The sequence below is a fragment of the Vibrio sp. 1069 genome, from assembly GCF_033340555.1.
The window spans coordinates 1-517 of sequence record NZ_JAWOWP010000946.1 but is presented as its reverse complement, the minus strand read 5'-3'; the positions used below and the strand labels follow the sequence as shown (position 1 = coordinate 517).

The following is a 517-nucleotide window of genomic DNA, read 5'->3' as shown; positions in this document are numbered from 1 at the left end:
CTACAGATGCAAGAGACGGCCTTGGCCCGCTTTTCAACACCAATGGTTGTCAGAATTGCCACATAAAAGATGGCCGTGGGCATCCTCCTGAAAAAGACGACATTCATGCCGTGTCTATGTTGGTGCGTTTGAGTATCCCGGCGATGACGCCAGAGCAGAAGAAAGCTTACATCATGGATGGCGGTATTCCGGAGCCTACGTATGGTGGGCAACTGCAAGATTTTGCTCTGCAAGACCAAACGCCGGAGGGCAAAATTGCTATTACTTATACGGACGTTCTCGTTGAGTTTAAAGATGGCACCAAAGTGACGTTGAGAAAGCCTACGCTGAAAATTACCGATTTAGGCTATGGGGACATGCACCCTGATACGCAGTTTTCCGCTCGTGTCGCGCCACCTATGATTGGTTTAGGTTTGCTAGAAAGTATTCCTGATGAGACGTTGCTTAAGTGGGCAGACGAAAATGACAGTGATAGCGATGGCATCTCAGGCAAGGTGAATAAAGTTTGGGACATCGA

Annotated in this window: 1 protein-coding gene; it reads left to right on the top strand. The window is 48.4% G+C overall.

Annotated features, from left to right (window positions below; genetic code table 11):
- Positions 1-517: di-heme oxidoredictase family protein (locus R7040_RS29955; RefSeq protein ID WP_318098122.1), on the top strand; the 517-nt coding region annotated here is incomplete at both ends.